Below are 21,376 nucleotides of genomic sequence, written 5' to 3' on the forward strand. Positions count from 1 at the left end.
GGCAAGGAAAGAAAACTGTCAGACGATGTTATAATGTGGCTGCATGAAATAATGTTTAGAGTAGAAATTTAAGTTTATTATTGAGGTCGCTTAAACTAATCAAATTTAATGTTATATTTTCCACCAATAGCTAAATCATGTTTCATGACCTTATAATTTTTTTTACCGCTTGCAGATCCTCTATCGGCTGCTTTTTGGTATAGTTGAAGAGCAAAGCTTAAATCTTTTTCACAACCTTCGCCGTTTTCATAAAATGTTGCTAAATTATTACATGCCTCAGCATGACCATTATTACAAGCTTTTGTATACCAATAAATACATTTTTTAGGATTATAATTTGGATTTGGCCTTCCTAAGTAACCCATATCTTCATATTGCTGTCCCATATCAAATAAAGCTTCTAAATGGTTGGCATAAGCAGCTTTCCGTATTTGCAAGAAATATTCTGTATATAAAATATTCTTCTTCAAATCGTCTAATTCTTCAAAGTATAATTTTTGATGAATTAATCTGGCTTTTTGATAAGCTTCCAATCCTTTCGTAATTCATTTTAGTTTTTTTTTGTTTTTTAATCTTATAAATCCCTATCACTTAAACAGCATAAGTTTTCAATTAAATCTATTATCAGTTTTTACTTGGATACAAAGCCCCCGCCTTTTCAGCCGATGTTTTGATGCCCTTGATCATGGCCGAGCTGAAGCCATGATATTCCATATCGTTCAGGCCGGCAATAGTACAGCCTTTCGGTGAAGTTACCTTATCAATCTCCTGCTCGGGGTGCGAGGCCAGTTGCAGCAGCAGGTCGGCCGCACCTTTAGCCGTTTGCGCAGCCATTTTTAAGGCGTCGTGCGCATGGAAGCCGATTTCTGTGCCACCCTGCGAAGCCGCCCGTATGGAGCGCAGAAAGAAGGCGATACCACAGGCGCATAAGGCCGTTGCCGAGGTCATCAATTCTTCATTAATCTGCAGGCTGATACCCACCGTATCAAACAGGGAGGTAACCAGTTGCATATTCTCCTTCGAGGCACCGTCTGTAGCCAGGCAGGTCATGGAGTGGCCGATGGCAATAGCCGTATTGGGCATGGCACGAATTACCTGCACATCGGCATTCAGCCCCTCACGGATGTCTTTGCAACTTACGCCGCTCACAATGGATACAAATAACTGCCGCTGCACATCAAGTGCCGGCCTTAGCTCGTGCAGTACGGCGTTTAATTGCTGGGGCAGTACGGCCAGCACCACAATATCCGCCGCCTTTACGGCGCTTACATTATCAGCCGTAATGTGATACCCCTCAGCGGCATATGCTTCCAGTGCTTTTTCGTTGCGGCGGGTAAGCGTAATTTGCCGCGGCGGGCAAATGTTTGCCTTTACCAGGCCCTTGGCCAGTGCCAGGCCTATATTGCCGCTGCCTATTACAGCTATGTGTTGACTGATCATTGCTTTAATTACTTAGTTTGGTGCCAAAAGGCTTTTCTTTACTGATATTCTTCAAGTCGCCGGCGTGGCCGATAATTACGGCGCTTACCCCGCCGGCAATAGCCGAAAAGGCGTTATCCATCTTGGGCAGCATTCCGCTGTGTATCACTTGCTCGGTCTTCAACTGTTCGAAGTGCGCCTTGTCAATGTCCTTAATCAGGGAGTCTTCGTTATCTAAATCCTTTAACACGCCTTTTTTCTCAAAACAATAGATAAGGGTGGTGTCATACTTTTTTGCCAGGGCTACAGCCAGGGCCGAGGCAATGGTATCAGCGTTGGTATTCAGTAACTGCCCGTCCCCGTCATGCGTTAAAGCGCTGAACACCGGTGTAAAGCCTGCCTGCAGTAACGCTTCAATGCTCTCCACATTTACCGACTTATTATCCAGATCGCCGGCGTAGCCGTAATCAATTTCCTTTACTTCGCGCTTGCTGGCCGTTATGGTATTGCCATCGGCACCGGTAAGGCCGATGGCGTTGGTGCCGAACCGTTGTAGCTGGGCCACAATGTTTTTGTTAATCAGCCCGCCATAAACCATGGTTACCACCCGCAGGGTTTCTACATCAGTAATGCGGCGGCCATCCACCATTTGGGTTTCTATGCCGAGAGAAGCCGATATTTGCGTAGCTACCTTACCGCCGCCATGCACCAGTATCTTATCAGCTTTAATCGCGGTAAGATCCTTCAGAAAATGATACAGGTTCTCGGAACTGTCGATAACGTTGCCGCCAATCTTTATAATATACAGGGGATGCTTCGTTGTTGCCATCAGCAATAATCTATATCAATAACGTTTGGCGAAGATAAGCCTTTAAACGCTGCCTGATGCAGCCATGATAATTTTAGCCGAAACATAAAGGAGTTACCTTAGTTTTAAAGGAAGCATTGTATTTCAGCTTAAACAACTCCACCTATGGTGACAAATAATTTACAAAAAACTCCGGGAAGGCCGCGTGTGGTTATCATTGGCGGCGGCTTTGGCGGGATAAACGCCGCTAAAAAGCTCAAGAACGCCGACGTGGATGTGCTGATGCTGGACAAGCACAATTATCACACCTTTCAGCCGCTGCTTTACCAGGTAGCAATGGGCGAACTGGAGGCTGATTCCATTGCCTTTCCCATCAGGCGGATATTTTACCGGCAAAAGAATTTCGATTTTCATTTAACGGAAGTTCAAAAGATAGATGGGGCCAGCCAGGTGGTAAACACCTCTATTGGTGATGTTAACTATGATTACCTGATTGTGGCTACCGGCGCCAATACCAATTTTTTCGGCAACACGCAGATAGAGCGTAACACGATGCCCATGAAGAATATTGCCGAAGCGCTGAACATCCGCAGCCTGGTGATACAAAATATAGAAAAGGCTGTGGTAACCGCCGATGAGGCGGAGCGCAAGGCGCTGCTTACCTTTGTGGTGGTGGGCGGCGGCCCAACCGGCGTAGAGCTGGCCGGATCGCTGGCCGAGTTTAAAAGCAACATACTGCGCTGGGAATTTCCAAAAATCAATCCTGACGAAATGCAGGTTTATGTGGTGGAAGGCAAGCCAGAACTGATTGCCGCTTTATCAGACAAGGCATCGGTAAAGGCAAAGGTGTACCTGGATGAACTTGGTGTAACTGTTTACAACAGTGTGCACGTTAAAAGCTACGACGGCAATTTGCTTTGTATAGATGACGGAAAGGAAATTATAACCCGGAACGTATTTTGGGCCGCCGGCGTGAAGGGGGAGTCGCCGGAGGGGATTAAGCCGGAAAGCATGGCCAAAGGCAACCGCATACTGGTAGACGAGTTTAGCCGGGTAAAAGGTTACGGGAATGTATTTGCCATAGGCGACGTAGCGGCCATGATTACTGCCGATATGCCCGCCGGCGTGCCCGGCGTAGCGCAGGGCGCCATACAAACCGGTGAAAATGCCGCACGCAACATTATGCACCTGATGAAAGGCGAAAACCTGGAAGTTTTTAAATATGATGATAAAGGCTCGTTAGCTACTATTGGCCGCAACAAGGCAGTGGCCGATATTGGCAAGGCGCATTTTGCAGGCGTGTTTGCCTGGCTGTTATGGGCATTTGTGCACATTTTTACATTAGCCGGTTTTAGTAACAAGCTGGTGGTGTTTGTAAGCTGGGTGATCAATTACTTTACTAAAAACAGCGATAACCGCGTAGTGGTGCGCAACTTTGATACCAAAACCATGATGACCGACCCGGTAGCCCGTTGATCGTTACGGCTGTAATGCCAGCCGTTATCAGTAATTAGTTTATATGGATCTTACCCTTGTTATTACTTTTCTGGTTATTACCAGTGCACTGTACTCTTACCTGAATGCCAGGTTTCTGAAGCTGCCCGGCACCATCGGTATTATTGTAATTTCTGTTACGGTATCGGTATTGGCACTGATACTGAATAACCTCAACGTAAACATAGCCAAGCACCTAACCATACTTGCCAAAAGTATTGATTTTCCGGGAACGGTACTTAATATCATGCTGGGCTTTTTGCTGTTTGCCGGGTCATTCAATATCAACGTTAAAAAGCTTAAAGAGCAGATCAGGCCCATATTAGTGCTTAGCACCATTGGTGTTGTACTCAATACCTTTCTTTTTGGCTGGCTGTTCTATGAGGCCATGCAGTTACTCCATATCGAGCTTCCGCTTATATATTCATTCCTGTTCGGTGCACTGATTTCGCCGACAGACCCGGTATCGGTAGCGGCCATCATCAAGCAGTCCAACATGCCCGAACGGTTGGAAACCATTACTACCGGCGAATCGCTTTTTAATGATGGCCTGGGTATTGTACTGTTCATCACCATTCTTGAGTTCGTTCAATCCAGCTCCAACAAAATAGACCTGGGCAGTTCTGCTGTATTGTTCGCAAGGGAAGTATTGGGCGGCGTAACTGTTGGCCTGATTTTGGGTGTCTTAGCCAACAGGCTCATGCATTCCATTACCGATTTTGAAACCATTGTGCTGATATCATTAGCATTGGTAATGGGTGTGGTCAGTATCGCCAACGCATTACATTTGTCTATTCCCTTGTCTGTAGTATCGGCCGGTATTGTAACCGGTGCACGCAGTATTAATATTGAAAACAAGGAACGCTCGCATCAATCCCTGGAAATTTTCTGGAAACTGATAGACGAGATGCTGAACATCATGCTGTTTGTAATGATTGGCGTAGAGGTAGTGGTTAGCCCGTTTCTTAACAACTACTGGCTGGCCGGCGGCATTGCCATTGTGCTGGTATTGGCAGCCCGATGGTTAAGCATAACTGTACCCGTTACCCTGTTCAGGCGCACACTCGATATCAAATATTCTAATATTACCGTACTTACCTGGGCGGGGGTACGTGGCGCCATATCTATTGCACTTGCACTTTCGCTGCCGCATTCGCCTTACCGCGAGCTGATCCTGGCCGGCAGCTTCTTCGTTGTGATTTTTTCGGTGGTAGTGCAGGGTTTAACCTTAAACAAATTGATTAACCGCTTATTTGGCAGCAAGCCATCAACTTAAGTGAAATATATTTAACAATAGCGTTGATTTATTGTTATTAAAGTATAAAATCAAAAAAACACACCATGCCAACTAACAACAACCCCGAACATAGCGAAGGTAAAGTAACCAAAGCTATTGAGAATCAAACCGCTAAAGTTCCTTCTGCTTTCTTTTTGTACGCAGCACTGGCTTCTATCGGCACCTCATTAACCCTGAAGGTGATGAAGCAGCACAAGAATGCTTTATTTGTAGGGCAATGGGCTGCGCCTTTCCTGCTGTTAGGTATCTACAACAAGATAGTGAAGCTGGAAGGCAATGACTAAAGCAAAAAGAGGCTTATGAAAATAAGCCTCTTTTTGCTTTAAATGGTACTCAGCATTTCCTTTAATACGGCCTGCGCTGCCCAAACCCGGTTAGCCGCTTCGAGTATTACTACGGAGGCCGGGCCGTCTAATATATCGTCGGCAAGTTCCACATTGCGCCGTACAGGCAGGCAGTGCATCACTTTGGCCTTGTGGGTAACGGCAAGCCGCCCATTCGTCAGCATCCAGTCTTCATTACCGGGCAGCACCCGGCCGTAAGGCTCGTAAGCCGACCAGTTTTTTACATAGATAAAGTCGGCACCCTGCAGGGCTTCATCCTGGTTGTGGGTAATGGCAGCACCAGGGGTAAAGCTTTCATTCAGTTCATAACCTGCCGGGTGCGCAATAGTGAAATCAACATCGGCCTTGCACATCCATTCGGCAAAGGAGTTGGGCACTGCCTGTGGCAGGGCCTTTACATGCGGCGCCCAGGTTAATACCACCTTAGGCCGCGCAACGGTTTTTAACTCGGTAATGGTTACCAGATCGGCTAAGCTTTGCAGCGGGTGGCGTGTGGCCGACTCCAGGCTTACCACCGGCACACCGCAGTACTTTACAAATTTATTGAAGACGGCCTCACTGTAATCCTCCTCGCGGTTTTTCAAACCGGGAAATGAGCGGATGCCAATGATGTCGCAATACTGCCCCAATACAGCTGCCGCTTCGCGGATATGCTCTACTGTACTGCCGTTCATTGTGGCGCCATCCTGTAACTCTAAAGCCCAGCCTTCCTTATCCATATTGAGTATCATCACGTTCATACCCAAATTAAGTGCAGCCTTTTGGGTACTCATGCGGGTACGCAGACTTGGGTTGAGGAACACCAGCCCCAATGTTTTATTTTTACCCAGGTGCTGAGCGGCAAAGGGATTTTGCTTGCAGGCCAGCGCTTCTGTTACCAATGCGTTTAGGTCTGGCACATCATGTACGGATGAAAATAGCTTCATATTTTCAGATTAACATTCGCCTTAACGAAGGCAGTGTAAAGTGCTTATAGTTAATTGCTTAATGCTTGTTTAAATGCCGATAAGAACTGGTCGGCGTGTGCCTGGCTTAAATTTAATGCCGGCAGCAAACGTACTACATTAGGCTTGGCCTCACCGGTAAAAATGTGATATTTTTCCAACAGCTGCTTACGTATATGGCTCAGTTCTTCTGGCAACTCAATACCGATCATCAACCCCCGGCCCCGCACTTCTATCACCTTATCAAAACTTCTTAACTCGTCAATCAGGTAGTTGCCTACCTGCGAGGCATTTTGCAGCAGGCTTTCCTGCTGAAGCACTTCCAATACCGCTAAACCTGCGGCACAGGCTAAATGATTGCCGCCGAAGGTGGTGCCCAGCATCCCGTAAGCCGGCTGTATTTTAGGGGAGATGATGATGCCGCCGATAGGAAAGCCGTTGCCCATGCCTTTGGCCATCGTGTAGATGTCGGCATTCACATCCGCATAATCACTGGCAAAGAATTTACCCGTACGGCCATAGCCGCTTTGTACCTCGTCTGCAATAAATACGGCGTTCCAGTCGTCGCACAGTTGCCTTATCTTTTTCAGGAAGCTTACCGGCGCTACCTGTATCCCGCCCACACCCTGTATGCCTTCAATAATAACGGATGATATGTCATTGGCATGGAACGTGCTTTCCAGTACCGCCTCATCGCCCCAGGGTAATAACAGCACGTTTTCAGTTTCATTAACCGGCGCTACTATTTTCGGATTATCGGTTGCGGCAACGGCCAACGAGGTTCGGCCGTGAAAAGATTTGGTAAAGGCGATCACCTTCTTTTTGCCATTGTAAAAGGAAGCGAGCTTTAGGGCATTTTCGTTCGCCTCGGCACCCGAATTACACAGGAATAACTGGTAATCGGTTTTGCCCGACACCTGGCCCAGCAGCTCAGCCAGTTGCTTCTGCAAAGGAATCTCTACCGAATTGGAGTAGAAGCCGATTTGATGCAACTGGTTCACCAGCCGCTTCACATAATGCGGATGGGTGTGGCCGATAGAGATAACGGCATGGCCGCCATATAAATCCAGGTATTCCGTACCCTGCGCATCATACACCAGGCTGCCGGCGCCTTTTACTATTTCTATGGGGTTGATGGGGTAAACGTCAAATAATTTCATCGTGCTATAAATTAAAATCCGGTGGCCTTTAATTTTAAACCTGCGGTTTCTTCTAAGCCAAACATCAGGTTCATGTTTTGAACTGCCTGGCCGGAGGCGCCTTTCAGCAGGTTATCAATAATGCTGACAATAAATATTTTGTCTTGGTATCGCTTCACCTGGATAAAGCACTTATTGGTGTTCACCACCTGCTTTAAATCAATATTACGGGTGGTAACATGGGTGAACGGATGGTTTTGATAATAGTCAGTATACAACTGCAAAGCCTCTTCCTGCGATAAGTCGCTGTGCAAATACATGGAGGCGATAATGCCCCTCGTGTAATCGCCGCGGTACGGAATAAAGTTGATCTGCTCCGAAAAGCCGGGTTGCAGTTGTTGCAGCGTTTCGCTAATTTCATTTAAGTGCTGGTGCTCAAATGCCTTATAGACAGACAGGTTATCATTACGCCAGGTAAAATGGGAGGTAGGCGAGAGGCTTTGCCCGGCACCGGTTGAGCCCGTGGCAGCCGTAATGTGTACCTCATTGTTTAACTGATGATTAGCCGCCAGCGGCAATAATCCCAGTTGCAGGCACGTGGCAAAACAGCCGGGATTGGCAATATTTTGAGCCTGTATAACTTTTTCCCGGTTTAACTCCGGCAACCCATAAATGAAGCTGCGGTTGTTTAAGCTTGATTTTGGGTTTAAACGAAAGTCCTGACTTAAATCTATAATCTTAACAGACTTCTGGAAATTATTGGCGGACAGAAACTTATGTGCATCGCCATGCCCGACACATAGCAACAGAACATCAATATCATCTGACAGTTCGCCGGTAAACTTCAGTTCTGTATCACCAAACAGATCCGTATGCACCTCATATACATAATTGCCGGCATTGCTGTTGCTGTGCACAAAGGCAATTTCCACGTCCGGGTGGTTCACCAGGATGCGCAGCAGCTCGCCGCCGGTGTAACCGGCACCGCCAATGATACCGGCTTTAATCTTTTTGTTGCCTGACAACGGCACAGGTACGGTAGGTATCATACAATCAGCCCTCGCAATTAATCCGGTCGCCGTTGGTGGACGGATGTGAGTATAAAATGAATTCCAGATCGGCCCCGCCTTTATTGCTGATACAATGCTTTTGCAGGGGTTTTATCGCTATGCCCTGCAGCGGTTTCAGTAAGGTTTCCTCGCCATCAATCGTCATGATAGCCGTTCCTTTTAATATAAAAAAGAACTGGGTTGCCTTTTGATGATAGTGCAGCTGTTCGGCGGTATCAGGTGGCATCAGTTCTTGCTTAATAGAAATGGAGTCGCTGTTCACGAAATTCCACCCGTAACAATCATTGCCCCATTTATACTGCCCGAGGCAATTGCCCCGCGATACCGGCTCGTTCATTTATTGCTGGTTTACTTTATGATAAATCATCACCTGGTTGCCGAAAATTTTGGAGAAGCCTTTTACATCCTCGCCGCTCCAGGCGTTGTTCATTTCGCCATAGCTGCCAAACTTGTTCGACATCAGATCATGCGCCGACTCAATACCCGTTACCTGGAAACGGTAAGGGTTTAACTCTACCCAAACCTTGCCGGTAACGTTTTGCTGGGTATCGGTTAAAAACGCTTCAATGTTGCGCATAATCGGGTCGTGAAACTGCCCCTCGTGCAGCCAGTTACCATAAAACGACGATAACTGGTCCTTCCATGATAACTGCCATTTGGTAAGCACATGCTTCTCCAGCGTATGGTGCGCCTTGATGATGACCATAGGCGCAGCGGCTTCAAAGCCCACACGGCCCTTAATACCGATAATGGTATCACCTACGTGAATATCGCGGCCAATGCCATACGGTTGCGCTATGGCCTGCAGCGCCTGTATGACTGCGGTGGGGTGCTGGTAAGTTTTACCGTCGATAGAATGCAGCTCGCCTTTTACAAATTCCAGCTCCACCCTGCGGCTGCCGCTCTCGCTCACCGGGGTAGGCCAGGCCTCTTCGGGCAGCCCCAAATTAGAGGTCAGGGTTTCTTTACCGCCTACCGAAGTGCCCCATATTCCTTTATTAATAGAGTATTTGGCTTTTTCAAAGTTCATGTCCACGCCATGCTCCTTCAGGTAGGTGATTTCCTGTTCGCGGCTCAGCTTTAAATCGCGGATGGGCGTTAATATCTGCACGCTGGGTACCAGGATATTGAAAATCATATCGAAGCGCACCTGATCGTTACCGGCGCCGGTGCTGCCATGCGCTACATAATCAGCGCCTATCTGGTTGGCATAGTTGGCAATGGCGGTGGCCTGGCTCACCCGCTCGGCGCTTACCGAAAGGGGATAGGTGTTATTTTTAAGTACGTTGCCGTAAATAAGGTAACGCACGCAGGTGTTGTAAAAGTTTTCGGTTTCATCAACCACATGGTGCGAGGTAACGCCCATCTGGTAAGCGCGCTGTTCTACCTGGTGCAACTCATCCTGACTGAAGCCACCGGTATTTACAATAACCGAATGCACTTCAAGCCCTAAATCCCGGGTGAGGTAGATACAGCAAAAAGAAGTATCTAAACCGCCGCTGTAAGCCAGCACAACTTTTTTCTTCATGTTCTCGAAAATATTATCCTTTCAGATGTAAAACACTTGCCGATGCAACCACCAGCACTTTTAACGAATTTTTTAATGCGTTTTCAATACGCTCCAGCAGGGTAGCCTTGTGCGTTATCTTCTTCATCTTTTCCTCGTGCGCCTTTTGCTTTTCTTCCGGGTCCCACAGCATTGCGGTACACAGGCAGTTCTTGCGGCCTTTGGCGGTGAGGATATCATAATTAACGCAGCTGCGGCAACCCTGCCAAAATACCTCATCCTGCGTAAGTTCCGAATAGGTTACCGGTTCGTAACCCAGTTCTGAATTGATCTTCATCACGGCCAGCCCTGTGGTTAAACCGAATATTTTGGCGTCCGGGTATTTCAGGCGTGATAGCTCGAACACCGCACTCTTAATAGCCTTAGCTAAACCCACTTTACGAAAAACCGGGTTAACAATCAGGCCGGAATTGGCTACAAAGGCTTCATGGCTCCAGGTTTCTATGTAGCAGAAGCCGGCCCAGGTACCATCTTTGTGTAAAGCAATAACGGCCTTACCTTCCAGCATCTTATTAGCTACATATTCAGGAGAGCGCTGCGCAATGCCGGTACCACGCGCCTTGGCCGACTCGGCCATTTCATCGCAAATGAGCGGGGCATAATCTGCATGTTTGGCTGAGGCAACGAGTATATCAAAATCTTGAATGGTCATTAATTAAATTCCCCTGTTTTTAGCCCTGTGGCTATAAATAATAAAATAGATTGACCGAAGCAGAAAGGCTTCATAAACGGGTAGGTGCAGGCGTGTAACCTATCTCAAACCCGGGGAATATACAATCGTCGTCGGGATGACGGGGAGGGTACAAAAACAACTGAAACCAAAGCGGCTGCAACCGGAGCAGATACCGCTCTCGAAGTTGGCACATGTAAGCTTTGAATGTTCATTATCTGTTATTAGTGTTTTTGCCTTTTATTTTTTGTGCAAAAAACAGTATTAAATTTTATTTATGCAAATAATGCCTGTGAATATATTGTAAAGTTTTAAACCTAAACCGGTTTGATTATAAAATCGCTATTTATCAGCTATATCAACTGAACAGAAAGCGGATAAGCTTGTTGTTTGGCTTGATGCAACCCTTAATACTTACCCTTGCGCTTGACGAGCAAAGCCAGAGTTTTTTTGATGAACAGCGGCAACGCTATTTTCCGCCCGACCGTAACCACCTGAAAGCACACCTGAGTTTGTTTCACCAGTTGCCGCCGGATGAAGAAGACATCGTTTCGGTGATTAAAGACGTATGTGCACGGCAGCAGGTGCTAACCCTAAATATTAACGAAGTGCGGAACATCGGCAGCGGGGTAGCCTTTAAAATTGACAGCCCCGAACTGGTACAACTGCACCAGTACCTGCAGCGGCAATGGCAGCAATGGCTGATACCACAGGACCAGCACCGGCTGTGGCCGCACATCACCATCCAAAATAAAGCCGAGCCTGCCGCCGCGGCCGCTTTACGCACCAGGCTGGCTACCGATTTTCAACCCCTTACGGCCTATGGTACCGGCCTGCTGCTTTGGGAATACCTGGGCGGCCCCTGGCGGCCGGTAGAAACGTATATGTTTGCGGCGGAACCAATGTGATAAATGCCGGGTTCATCACACCCTTAACAGCAGATTTGGTATTGTCCGAAAATGTACCGAAATTGTCCGGAAGTATTTGCAGGGTGTTGACCTTCAATGCGATGCTTGTTTCCGATTGCAGTTTGCTGCCACTATTTTAATTGTATAACACAGATTTTGATATGAAAAAAGTTACAGGTATAGGCGGTATATTTTTCAAATGCGATAATCCGCAGCAGATGAACGAATGGTATGCCAAAAACCTTGGATTGCCTGCAAGCGAATACGGCGCAACGTTTGAGTGGCAGCAGGCGGATGATCCTTCTAAAAAAGGCTCTACCTCCTGGTGCACCTTTCCGCAGGATACCCAATATTTCAACCCGTCGGCCAAACCCTTTATGATCAACTACCGGGTAGAAAATCTGGCGATGCTGGTAGCGGAGCTAAAGAAAGACAACGTAACCGTAGTTGATGAGATTGCAGAATATGACTATGGCAAATTTGTTCATGTGCTCGACCCGGAAGGCAATCTCATTGAGCTTTGGGAGCCAAAAGATGAGCCTGATGCGGCAGAATGATTAAAGCCGGCCTGCTCTGAGCGGACTGTGCCGAAATAAAATCATCGCGCTGAATGGTTAATCATTAGTATGGCTCAAACCAAGCACCCGTTACCGGTAGAAATGAAAACCTGATTTACTGTTTTGCCATAATATCGTTGATGATCATATCCGCATGGATGCGCGAGTTTTCGATGAACCATAAATGCGTATCCATTCCGCCCACCACCACGCCGGCCAGGTATATGCCCGGCATGTTGGTTTCCATGGTATCGGGGTTGTAGGTAGGGATAAACTTATCTTCGGTTAACGTGATACCCGTCTGCCTTAAAAAATTGAAGTTGGGTTTATAGCCCGTCATAGCCATTACAAAATCATTGGATATGGTTACGGTTCCGTTTGGGGTGCTGATGTCTGCTTCGTGCTCCCGCACGGCGGCAAGGCTGGAATTGAAGTAGGCTTTGATGCTTCCTTCTTCAATGCGGTTAATAATATCCGGCCGCACCCAGTACTTTACCCGGTTACTGATTTCGGGTCCGCGTATCACCAGCGTTACCTCTGCACCCTTGCGGTAGGTTTCCAGCGCCACATCAATAGCCGAGTTGCTGGAGCCCACCACCACCACTTTCTGCATGGTGTAGTAACTGGGGTCTTTGTAATAATGCTTTACTTTGGGTAAATCTTCGCCGGGTATATTAAGGTTAACGGCAATATCATAAAAGCCGGTGGCAATGATCACCTTTTTTGCCTGATAGGCCGCTTTGCAGGTAGTTACCTGATATGCGCCGTTATTGGGCACCACAGTTTTTACTTCTTCAAACAACCGGATAGGGAGGTGGTACTGGAAGGTTACCCGCCGGTAGTATTCCAGCGCCTCGGCACGGTTGGGCTTATTATGCGTGCTCATAAAGGGCAGGTTGCCGATTTCAAGTTTCTCCGAAGTGGAGAAGAACGTCATGGTTGACGGATAATTGTACAGGGAGTTGACCAGGCAGCCCTTTTCCAGTATTACAAAGCTCAAGCCGGCATTTTGCGCCGCAATGCCACAAGCCAGTCCGATAGGCCCGCCGCCGATAATGATTACATCCAGCATAGTTATAAATTATGATTTTGCCAGCACATCCCGAAATTCCTGGTGCCGGCCGAACATAGCCCCGGCAAATGAGCAGCTTGGGGTAATCTTTAACTGGTGCTGCCGGGCATAGTCTACCGCAGTTTTTATAAGTTCGTCGCCCAGGTGCTTGCCCTGGTATTCATCGCTCACCTGGGTGTGGTAAATGTCCATTACATCGCCGGTTACCATGTAACGGCTCTCGGCTATACGCTTATTTTGTTCTTCGATATAAAAGCTGCCATCCTGGCCGCTTTGCTGTTGCTCTACTTTCATGTACGGGTTTGGGGTGTAACAATAAATGCGCAGAAATAGTTATGAAAAATTTATCATGTGAGATGGCTAAAAAAGCATTTTATTGCCGTTTATCAACTTTTATGGCTTTTTATCGCCTCATACAGGCGCAAATGGTACCGGGAATATTGGGATTTGAAGGGAAACGGAGCGCTAAACAGCGCAGTACGGAAACAGGAGAAATAAAAAATGGGTAAGCTACTTTTATCGCACCGCTACAACCTTTCACCCTTGCTGTATTCCTACCCTGGGGGAGTTCAAAGGGAGCTGGTCGTAAAAGACTTACCCGCCACAAAGATATAAAAAAGTTGAAATTCAGGCCATATACATAACCAAACGTTGCTAATTGGTTGATATTCAAGGCAAATAAATAACCATCAGTTGATCACGTGCCTCTCATTGAACCTGATTTCCCGGTACACCTTCCATTTAGCATGGGCATTCAAGGTTTCTTTTTCCAGAATAAACAGCCGGTCTACCAAAAATTCATCCTGAAATTTACGATTGTAAAAGCGCGGCCATACTTTATAAAAATTATCCACAGGAATGGTTTTGGCAACAGTGATATGCGGTACAAACTGGCCTGCGCTTATATTAAGATTGGCCCTGAGTTCGTTAAGCCAGTTATCGGCCTTGAAGGTTGGCTTAATGGCCGTATAAAGGGTAATGATATTATTAGGGTGTTCGAAAAATCTAAAATCGTCGGTTTTAAGAGTGATACATGGCATTGTTTTAAGTTTGGCTTCCATCTGGTCAACCACCGATTCAATCATGTAGGGCTTTTGCCTTGGGTACTGTTTTATGGAAATGTGTGCTTTTGACTGACAACCGGGATAATCATTAATCATGGATTGTACCAGCAATTTACAGTATTTAACCGAAGTGATGATATGTTCACCGGGCGGCAGCAGGAAGAAGTAGTCTTTATAGCTTGTCATAAAGGAGTGGATTGAGGCCGCAAATTGCTAAAAATATTAGTATATACCAAGCTGTTTATTTATATTTGTTAGGTGAATAGCAAGCGTTATATCGTTCATATCGATCTGGATTCCTTCTTTGTATCCGTTGAGCGTAAGTATAACCCGGCGCTTATCGGCAAGCCGGTGATCATCGGCGGCTCGGCAGACAGGGGAGTAGTGGCGTCCTGCAGTTATGAAGCGCGGCAGTTTGGCATACACTCGGCAATGCCTACCCGGCAGGCGTTACAGCTTTGCCCGCATGCCATTGTTGTAAAAGGTACGCATGGCCGGTATTCCGAAGCCTCGGCACAGGTAACAAAAATTATTGAAGCAACCGTTCCGCTGTATCAAAAATCATCCGTAGATGAATTTTATATCGATTTAACCGGTACCGACCGGTTCTACAATCCTTACCAAATGGCTACCGATTTGAGGCAGACCATCATCAGGGAAACAGGTTTGCCCATATCGTTCGGCATGGCTTCATGTAAAACGGTTGCTAAAATGGCAACCAATGCCGCCAAGCCCAACGGCCAGCTTTATATTCCGCACGGGCATGAGAAGGCTTTTATGGCGCCTTTTTCTATTTCAAAAATTCCAATGCTGGGCGAACGCGCCTGTGAAAAGCTGCATACCTACGGTATTGATACAATACGGGATTTACAGCGCGCCGATGTGCGTTTTTTGCAGGCCTTATTTGGTAAAAACGGACAAATAATATGGCAACGGGCCAATGGCATAGATGATGCTGAAGTTTTACCTTACAACGACCGCAAGTCGATTTCTACCGAGCATACCTTTGACCACAATGTTACTAATATGAAAACGCTCGATTCTATATTGATTTCCATGACGGAAGAACTGGCGTTTAAATTACGGGCTGAGGATAAGCTGGCTTCGTGCCTGGCGATAAAGATTCGCTTTGGAAACTTCGAAACGCATACGGTGCAGCAAAAAATCAATTATACCGCAGCAGAGCATGTGCTGTTGCCCGGCATCAAAAAACTATTAGACAAGGCATGGAACGGGAAGCGGCCAATCCGGCTGATCGGAGTTAAACTGAGCCAGCTCTATTCAGGCCATCATCAGATTGACATCTTTGATGATAGCGAGCAGCAGTTGAAATTGTACCAGGCCATGGATACCATCAACTATAAATATGGTAATAAAACCGTTTGCCGTGCCGCCGGTATGGAGGTAAAGCAACGCAACTTTAATCCGTTCTTAAAAACATAAAAGCCGCTTTCTTTTTACAGAATGCGGCTTTTATTCAGTTTAGTTTGTAAAGATTATTGAGGAAGCTTAACCTTGTACACTATGTAGGGCGAGGTGCGCTTGTTTACACCATTGTTATAATCCGGTTGTTTGTTGATTTGCGAGGTGGTTATAAAAAGATAACCATCGTTTGAAACCGAGTAGGTATCAGGCCAGATCAATTGGGCGCTTTTGAACCATACTGACGCTTTGAGGTCGGGCGTAACTTTTACCATGCGGTAGTTCACCATATCGCCTAAGTAAAGATTACCCTTTTTATCGAAGATCATTCCATCGGTATTGGCAACTTCACCTAAATTCTTAACCTCGCCGGCCAGTTGCTGCTTGGTTAATTTCTCATTTAATAAAGATGAGGTTTTGATACGGTTCAGTATCTTATCATTTATAGTTTTATAATACAACCAGTTACCATCCGGTGAAAGGGCAATACCATCGGAGTTGAACTTAGCCGGCTGGCCCTGCTTTTTAAATTCTTTACCGTCTATTATAAACTTATGATTAGGGTCCGGCAGAGTAGATTTATCTGCCTGTAACACCTGGCGCGATTTGCCCGTTTTTAAATTTAAAATTACAATACCGCCAGTACCAGAATTGGTTATATAGGCCACTTGCTTTTTGGTATCAACCCTGATGTCGTTCAAATAACTGTTATTATCAATAGTACCCTGAAAGCGATAGGTTTGAACCGGCTTGTTGGTTTTCAGATCATACTTTACCACCTTTGCGGCATTACCTGCCACTTTGCCTAAAAACGGGGCAGCCGGGTCTACAATGTACAGGTAATCATTATCATCAACATAGGCCGTTTGCACGCATACCCATTTGTTCAGGCCGTCTTCACCTTTTTTCCAGCCGTTGGCAGCCGCATCAGGATAAGGCTTTGCGGTACCGTTGGGCATTACTTCAACTACCGCATATTTGTAAGTGCTGGACCAGTAGGGGTAAGTAACAAACAGACGGCCGGTTTTAGAAACCGCCACGCCTGTAAACTGGTAAGTATTATCAGCATAAACTTTTTGCAGCTGCGGTGCCTGCGCCTGCGCATAATTGGCTACTGAAGCCATACCAGCAACAGAAAATGCAGTTATAAGGCAGATGATGATGTTTTTCATAAATCCTATAACTTCATTTTTAATTAAAAGGTTTACTTATTATTTAATTAGCATTTGGAGCTTTAGTAAACAATCATTTTTAAGCCTTAATGCTGCGCAGGTATTTGTAGCTCGAAGTAATACTGGCATAGGCATCGGCAGGCATATCATGCTCCACAAAGAAATGCTTCATACCTGCGGTGGCGGCTTGTGCAAAAATGAGCTTATAGTCAACCACACCTTCGCCTGCGGGTACAATGGTGGTTAAATCCTTTTTAAGATTTTTTACATGCCACAATGGGAAACGGCCGGGATGCTTTTTAAACAGCTCAACAGGGTCTGAACCACCCTTAACCGACCACGCCACATCCAACTCCATTTTAACTGTTTTAGGGTCAGTTTCTTCCAGAAAAACGGTATAAGGTACCTGCCCCTGTACGGTTTTAAATTCCTGATCGTGATTGTGATAGCAGAATTGTACCCCTGCTTTGCTGCAGGCTTCGCCTGCTTTATTAAGCAGGGCAACGGCTTGTTTAATTTCGTCAGTGGTTTCAAACGGAAGGCCGCCGGCACAAACCAGGTAACTTACGCCGCCTTCGGCCATATCATCTACTATCTGCTGCATATTATCGCGCAGGTTCATTAGTTTTGGCATAACCATAGGCTTACCATCGGCGCCTGCCGGCATTTTTGTTCCCGGAGGCAATTTGAAGGGCTGCCCGATAACATGATGCGATTTCCACGCAAGGCCCATGCCTTTCAGCATCTGCGCAAAAGATTTAGGCGTGTAACCGTAATACGGACCCTTACTACTGTAAGCCGATTCTATCTCTTTATAACCTATGGCGGCAACGCGTTTCAGGTTGCCTGTTACATCATTGTCAATCACATTAAACAATGTAAATAATTGTAAGCCAATTGCATGTGGTTTAGCGGCGGTGCCGAAAGCCGATGCAAAATCAGGCAGCGACAAAGCTGCGGCCACTGTGCCGGTGCTTTGCAGAAATCTTCTACGGTTCATAAAATATCTTAGGTTTAACTGCTTAAAATTAAACAGTTAGAATACATAAAGCATAATTGTTGAGAATTTTTATTTGAGGTAAAGGCACAAAAAAGCCCTGCATACTTTTATGCAGGGCTTTATAAATAATTATTGGCAAATTAATTACCGGCCACCGCCCATAGCCTTTAAATCTTCAAGGGTAATTTTCTCGTAATCGGCAGGGATGGCGAATGTGCCTTTTGGTACTGCCTGCTGCGCAATTGATTTCAGGGTAACCTCGGTTGGCCTGCCCATCTGCACGGTAGTAAACTGTACCGGGAAACCGCCTGCACCGGCGAAATACTTTGACAGTATATTGTAAGGGGCGCTAATGTCAGTAGTTACCCAGGCTGTATAGGTTTGGCTGCTTTTGGCATCTTTAACGGTAACTTTCTTACAATTAAAGCCGCTAATCTGCTTGGTTTCGCTGGAGGGAGTAAATGAAAACTTAGGCTCTTGTGATTTGGCTTCTTCCAGTTCGGCCGGGGTTGCAATGGCCGCTTTACGGATGCTGGCAATCTCTACATCTACCAATACCGCCAAAAAGCTGGAGTTGCTGGTGCCGATAATCTTAACAATGGCAGGCCCCTGGTTAATGGTATAGGAGCTGGAATCGCCTTTAAAGTAGGCTTTAGCCTCTGTACTTTGGCCCGCAGCCGAAATGCTGTAAGTAGCCAGTCCCTCAGTGTAAGATTTTTGGGCGCTTGCTGTTAAAGCTGTTGCAGAAAGAGCTACTCCCAAGGCAACTTTAAAAAATTTGTGGGTCATTGTTTTTAGTGTTATACTTATGTGTTGTTTGATGATCGGGTATTTAAGAGTATTCTAAAGTTAATGCTTTTTTAATGAGATGCAATTATAAATGATTTGTTACGCTTCAGACTGATAAATTTTTTGTGCTGTGCGGCAGTGTTTATTTCAAGTTCCCGAATTGCCTGATTTGAATTACCGGCACCGGCAATTACGGTGTGATAGACGTAGCTTTGCGCTAAAAGGTTTAATTCTGTTTTAGCTGTTCCGCTAATATAAATATAATCGATTGTTACTGGTTGCCGGAGATGCTTGTACCTGTAAGCCGAATCCACAATAAGAATTGATTGATCAAGAAAACGGATATAGTTACCTGCCTTCCTCAGGATCGGGCTATTAAAATTCTGAGTAAGGTCACACAGCCGGTATTTCTGCATCCGGCTGCTGTCAAGGCAGGGCTGAATGCTGTATTTGAATGTTTTGTCTTCTTGGATTACATCAGTAAGTACTATACCCGTGTTTCCGCTCCTGAATAATACACCCGTATGCTTCCTGATGTTAAAAAAAGTGATCTCATGGCTGCTGTATGCTTTATAATCCTTAAAACCGGCCGACAGGGTAAGAATGAATGTACTTATCACTACGGCAAACAATGCGGGGCTTTTTTTTCGGTATGCAAAAATCACTAAAGCTGCAACCAGTACACCCAATACCAGCGCCTCGGCAGGAGTGATCCAGATGCCGCTCCTGCTGGCATACGGAAGATGTTCTATATATATCAGGCATTTGTTGGTAATAAGAATTACGTACTTTAATATGATTCCTAACCAGGCCGAAATAAAGGAAAACGGATATAATAAAAGATATAAACCACCCAACATTATAATCAGTTCGGCAGGGATGATAATTAGTAAATTACTGATAAGAAAATATACTGGAAACTGGTGGAAGTAAAAAACGCTGAGTGGCAAAGTGGCTAATTGTGCCGCTAAAGATACTGAGCACAGATACCAGACTTTTTTCAGCCATTTGTTTTCTATCACAATCAGCCGTTGCAATACCGGCTGTACCACAAACAAGCCGAATACGGCACAATAGGAGAGCTGAAAGCCAACATCAGCTAATAACAAAGGCTGATACAGCAGCAATAAAAAAGCAGATGCTGCCAGCAGGTTGACCGCGCCGGTGTGGCGGTAAAAAGTTTTGCCTGTGATGAAAAAACTGAGCATGATTACAGCACGGCATACTGCCGGCGAAAAGCCGGTAAGCAGCGCATATCCCCAAATAAGCGCAATGGTAAATATCGCTTTAAACCACCTGCTATACTTGCTATGGCTCAAAAAACTTAAGCCCATACTGATCAGCGCATATATAAAGGCTACGTGCGCTCCTGATACAGAAAGCACATGCAGTGTACCCGTAATTGCATACGCCTGTACCAGATCGGGGTTAAGTTCAGCATTGTAGCCCAGCATCAGTGTAGAAGCAACGGCTGCCGCCTCTGTATTGCTTATGCCTTTTTGCAGCCGGTTAACGAGGCGCCTGCGAAGGCGGAGCGCGTACGCAATTGCAGGGTTGCCGGCAGCTTTGCGTACAACCTGGTACTTCCCCGGACTGATAAACGCCTGATAATAGATGTTTTGGTTGGCTAAGTACTTTTTATAATTAAACTCGGCCGGGTTATAGGGAGGGGCAATAGAGGTATAGTTCGCTGGTATCAATAGCCAGTCGCCATATTCCAGGGTGCTGTTGTGCTGGCCGGCCGGCATGATAAGCATCAATTTACCTGTGGAAGCATAATTGTGCTGGTTATAAATACGTTGCTTAACTAACCCTTCAAAACGGATATATGCGCCGCTCTGCTTCGGCTCACTGTTAATTTGAAGCAGTAATTGCGTAGATTGCTGATTGGCAAAAAAACCGGGATGCTTACGATCATCAGATTTGGCTGCCAGCAGGTAACCGGTAATGAACAAGATAATCAATATCAAAAAACCGCCCAGCCATTGCTGCTGATAGACTTTCAACTTTACATAACCTATGTTTAAAACGCAAAAAGCGAATGCGGAAAGTAAAATGATACCGTATAAAATAGCAACAGGTGCAGCAGGCCATACCCAAAGGCAACAAGCCATACCGGCCATAAACGGTATTAAAATCAGTAAAAAGGGCGATTCTGCTTTTTGCCTGGCAAAAATGGAATAAGTGGAAGCCGTTTGCGGCAGCATGAAGCCAATATAGGTGATTGAATACGAAACTACAATTGGTCGCGTACTTCAATTAAAAATGACCGCAGGTTTTCAAGTGCCGAGAGTACGCTTTGCTGGTCTTTGGCAGTATTGAGATTGCCTTTTAAATGATCTTTAGCGCCATTTAGAGTATACCCCTTATCCCTAATGAGGTGAAAGATGATCTTTAAATTCTCTACATCCTCCGCAGTAAAATAACGGTTGCCCTTCTTGTTCTTTTTAGGCTGCAGGATGTCGAACTCTTTTTCATAGTACCTCAACAGCGATTGATTTACATCAAACATGGCGGCTACCTCGCCCATGGTGTAATACATTTTATTGATATCGCGTTCTTTATAAGGCATGTGCAAAAATAATTTTTTATTCGGAAGAAGCGTGCCCGGCGGCAGTGAATAAATTTATGCGGCCTGCA

24 protein-coding genes and 1 other RNA gene are annotated in these 21,376 nt (G+C 45.9%); 7 read left to right on the forward strand and 18 right to left on the reverse strand.

The features are described from left to right. Window positions 1-95: 95 nt before the first annotated feature. The 3 genes from ACY652_RS16425 to argB all read right to left on the reverse strand — a co-directional run bounded on the left by ACY652_RS16425 (window position 96) and on the right by argB (window position 2,248). The gene (locus ACY652_RS16425; RefSeq protein ID WP_462265467.1) at window positions 96-533 is read right to left on the reverse strand and encodes a tetratricopeptide repeat protein; all 438 of its coding nucleotides are present in this window, start codon (window positions 531-533) and stop codon (window positions 96-98) included. Window positions 534-624: 91 nt separating this feature from the next. After that, window positions 625-1,440, reverse strand: coding sequence for a pyrroline-5-carboxylate reductase (proC, locus tag ACY652_RS16430; RefSeq protein WP_462265468.1), 816 nt, complete (start codon window positions 1,438-1,440; stop codon window positions 625-627). Between the two features lie 4 nt (window positions 1,441-1,444). Continuing rightward, window positions 1,445-2,248, reverse strand: coding sequence for an acetylglutamate kinase (gene argB, locus ACY652_RS16435; protein WP_462265469.1), 804 nt, complete (start codon window positions 2,246-2,248; stop codon window positions 1,445-1,447). Window positions 2,249-2,392: 144 nt separating this feature from the next. Here argB and ACY652_RS16440 point away from each other — a divergent pair, with 144 nt between their 5' ends. The 3 genes from ACY652_RS16440 (at window position 2,393) to ACY652_RS16450 (ending at window position 5,302) form a co-directional block, all read left to right on the forward strand. Then, window positions 2,393-3,703, forward strand: a complete 1,311-nt coding sequence (locus ACY652_RS16440; protein WP_462265470.1) for an NAD(P)/FAD-dependent oxidoreductase — start codon at window positions 2,393-2,395, stop codon at window positions 3,701-3,703. 43 nt (window positions 3,704-3,746) lie between these two features. Then, a complete protein-coding gene (locus ACY652_RS16445; RefSeq protein WP_462265471.1) occupies window positions 3,747-4,997 on the forward strand; it encodes a cation:proton antiporter in 1,251 nt (416 codons plus the stop codon). A 65-nt stretch (window positions 4,998-5,062) separates the two neighbouring features. Beyond that, window positions 5,063-5,302 (forward strand): hypothetical protein, encoded by a 240-nt coding sequence (locus tag ACY652_RS16450; protein ID WP_462265472.1) that lies wholly within the window; start codon window positions 5,063-5,065, stop codon window positions 5,300-5,302. 38 nt (window positions 5,303-5,340) lie between these two features. Here ACY652_RS16450 and ACY652_RS16455 read toward each other — a convergent pair whose 3' ends face one another. From ACY652_RS16455 to ACY652_RS16480, 6 genes are read right to left on the reverse strand one after another with little or no spacing between them, the layout of a single operon-like run. Then, window positions 5,341-6,288 (reverse strand): N-acetylornithine carbamoyltransferase, encoded by a 948-nt coding sequence (locus ACY652_RS16455; RefSeq protein ID WP_462265473.1) that lies wholly within the window; start codon window positions 6,286-6,288, stop codon window positions 5,341-5,343. A 50-nt stretch (window positions 6,289-6,338) separates the two neighbouring features. Beyond that, window positions 6,339-7,466 carry an aspartate aminotransferase family protein gene (locus ACY652_RS16460; RefSeq protein WP_462265474.1) on the reverse strand — a complete coding sequence of 376 codons (1,128 nt, stop codon included), beginning with the start codon at window positions 7,464-7,466 and terminating at the stop codon, window positions 6,339-6,341. Between the two features lie 11 nt (window positions 7,467-7,477). Beyond that, a complete protein-coding gene (gene argC / locus ACY652_RS16465) occupies window positions 7,478-8,494 on the reverse strand; it encodes an N-acetyl-gamma-glutamyl-phosphate reductase (protein ID WP_462265475.1) in 1,017 nt (338 codons plus the stop codon). 4 nt (window positions 8,495-8,498) lie between these two features. Continuing rightward, window positions 8,499-8,852, reverse strand: coding sequence for a cupin domain-containing protein (locus ACY652_RS16470; RefSeq protein ID WP_462265476.1), 354 nt, complete (start codon window positions 8,850-8,852; stop codon window positions 8,499-8,501). After that, window positions 8,853-10,043 (reverse strand): argininosuccinate synthase, encoded by a 1,191-nt coding sequence (locus ACY652_RS16475; protein ID WP_462265477.1) that lies wholly within the window; start codon window positions 10,041-10,043, stop codon window positions 8,853-8,855. It abuts the gene before it with no gap. 13 nt (window positions 10,044-10,056) lie between these two features. After that, the gene (locus ACY652_RS16480) at window positions 10,057-10,734 is read right to left on the reverse strand and encodes a GNAT family N-acetyltransferase (RefSeq protein ID WP_462265478.1); all 678 of its coding nucleotides are present in this window, start codon (window positions 10,732-10,734) and stop codon (window positions 10,057-10,059) included. A 416-nt stretch (window positions 10,735-11,150) separates the two neighbouring features. Between ACY652_RS16480 and ACY652_RS16485 the strand changes: the two genes are divergently transcribed. Together ACY652_RS16485 and ACY652_RS16490 are read left to right on the forward strand one after the other, a co-directional pair. Beyond that, window positions 11,151-11,660 carry a 2'-5' RNA ligase family protein gene (locus tag ACY652_RS16485; RefSeq protein ID WP_462268287.1) on the forward strand — a complete coding sequence of 170 codons (510 nt, stop codon included), beginning with the start codon at window positions 11,151-11,153 and terminating at the stop codon, window positions 11,658-11,660. 161 nt (window positions 11,661-11,821) lie between these two features. Next, window positions 11,822-12,217 carry a VOC family protein gene (locus ACY652_RS16490; RefSeq protein ID WP_462265479.1) on the forward strand — a complete coding sequence of 132 codons (396 nt, stop codon included), beginning with the start codon at window positions 11,822-11,824 and terminating at the stop codon, window positions 12,215-12,217. Window positions 12,218-12,332: 115 nt separating this feature from the next. On the opposite strand, the gene ACY652_RS16495 is transcribed toward ACY652_RS16490, so the two are convergent. Together ACY652_RS16495 and ACY652_RS16500 are read right to left on the reverse strand one after the other, a co-directional pair. Further along, window positions 12,333-13,289: a YpdA family putative bacillithiol disulfide reductase gene (locus tag ACY652_RS16495; RefSeq protein WP_462265480.1), complete on the reverse strand. Its 957-nt coding sequence runs from the start codon at window positions 13,287-13,289 to the stop codon at window positions 12,333-12,335. Between the two features lie 9 nt (window positions 13,290-13,298). After that, the gene (locus ACY652_RS16500) at window positions 13,299-13,583 is read right to left on the reverse strand and encodes a GNAT family N-acetyltransferase (RefSeq protein ID WP_462265481.1); all 285 of its coding nucleotides are present in this window, start codon (window positions 13,581-13,583) and stop codon (window positions 13,299-13,301) included. Window positions 13,584-13,624: 41 nt separating this feature from the next. On the opposite strand from ACY652_RS16500, the gene ACY652_RS16505 reads away from it, so the two are divergent. Further along, a complete protein-coding gene (locus ACY652_RS16505; protein ID WP_462265482.1) occupies window positions 13,625-13,798 on the forward strand; it encodes a hypothetical protein in 174 nt (57 codons plus the stop codon). Here ACY652_RS16505 and ffs read toward each other — a convergent pair. Both ffs and ACY652_RS16515 read right to left on the reverse strand, forming a co-directional pair. Beyond that, window positions 13,790-13,889, reverse strand: an RNA gene (gene ffs, locus ACY652_RS16510) — signal recognition particle sRNA small type. The two genes, ACY652_RS16505 and ffs, sit on opposite strands and share 9 nt — an antisense overlap. Before the next feature lie 89 nt (window positions 13,890-13,978). Continuing rightward, complete coding sequence (locus ACY652_RS16515; RefSeq protein WP_462265483.1) at window positions 13,979-14,539, reverse strand: 2'-5' RNA ligase family protein; 561 nt, start codon at window positions 14,537-14,539, stop codon at window positions 13,979-13,981. Between the two features lie 72 nt (window positions 14,540-14,611). On the opposite strand from ACY652_RS16515, the gene dinB reads away from it, so the two are divergent. Further along, window positions 14,612-15,796 carry a DNA polymerase IV gene (gene dinB / locus ACY652_RS16520; protein WP_462265484.1) on the forward strand — a complete coding sequence of 395 codons (1,185 nt, stop codon included), beginning with the start codon at window positions 14,612-14,614 and terminating at the stop codon, window positions 15,794-15,796. A gap of 53 nt (window positions 15,797-15,849) precedes the next feature. On the opposite strand, the gene ACY652_RS16525 is transcribed toward dinB, so the two are convergent. The 5 genes from ACY652_RS16525 to ACY652_RS16545 all read right to left on the reverse strand — a co-directional run bounded on the left by ACY652_RS16525 (window position 15,850) and on the right by ACY652_RS16545 (window position 21,308). Beyond that, on the reverse strand, window positions 15,850-16,947 hold the full coding sequence (locus ACY652_RS16525) for an L-dopachrome tautomerase-related protein (protein ID WP_462265485.1): 1,098 nt from the start codon (window positions 16,945-16,947) through the stop codon (window positions 15,850-15,852). A gap of 79 nt (window positions 16,948-17,026) precedes the next feature. Continuing rightward, the gene (locus ACY652_RS16530; RefSeq protein ID WP_462265486.1) at window positions 17,027-17,947 is read right to left on the reverse strand and encodes a sugar phosphate isomerase/epimerase family protein; all 921 of its coding nucleotides are present in this window, start codon (window positions 17,945-17,947) and stop codon (window positions 17,027-17,029) included. A 144-nt stretch (window positions 17,948-18,091) separates the two neighbouring features. Next, window positions 18,092-18,736, reverse strand: a complete 645-nt coding sequence (locus tag ACY652_RS16535) for a DUF4412 domain-containing protein (protein ID WP_462265487.1) — start codon at window positions 18,734-18,736, stop codon at window positions 18,092-18,094. Window positions 18,737-18,807: 71 nt separating this feature from the next. After that, window positions 18,808-20,943 carry a ComEC/Rec2 family competence protein gene (locus ACY652_RS16540; protein ID WP_462265488.1) on the reverse strand — a complete coding sequence of 712 codons (2,136 nt, stop codon included), beginning with the start codon at window positions 20,941-20,943 and terminating at the stop codon, window positions 18,808-18,810. Between the two features lie 29 nt (window positions 20,944-20,972). Beyond that, window positions 20,973-21,308, reverse strand: a complete 336-nt coding sequence (locus ACY652_RS16545; protein ID WP_462265489.1) for a MerR family transcriptional regulator — start codon at window positions 21,306-21,308, stop codon at window positions 20,973-20,975. Window positions 21,309-21,376: the final 68 nt, after the last annotated feature.

The organism is Mucilaginibacter sp., assembly GCF_965200995.1.
GTDB lineage: Bacteria > Bacteroidota > Bacteroidia > Sphingobacteriales > Sphingobacteriaceae > Mucilaginibacter.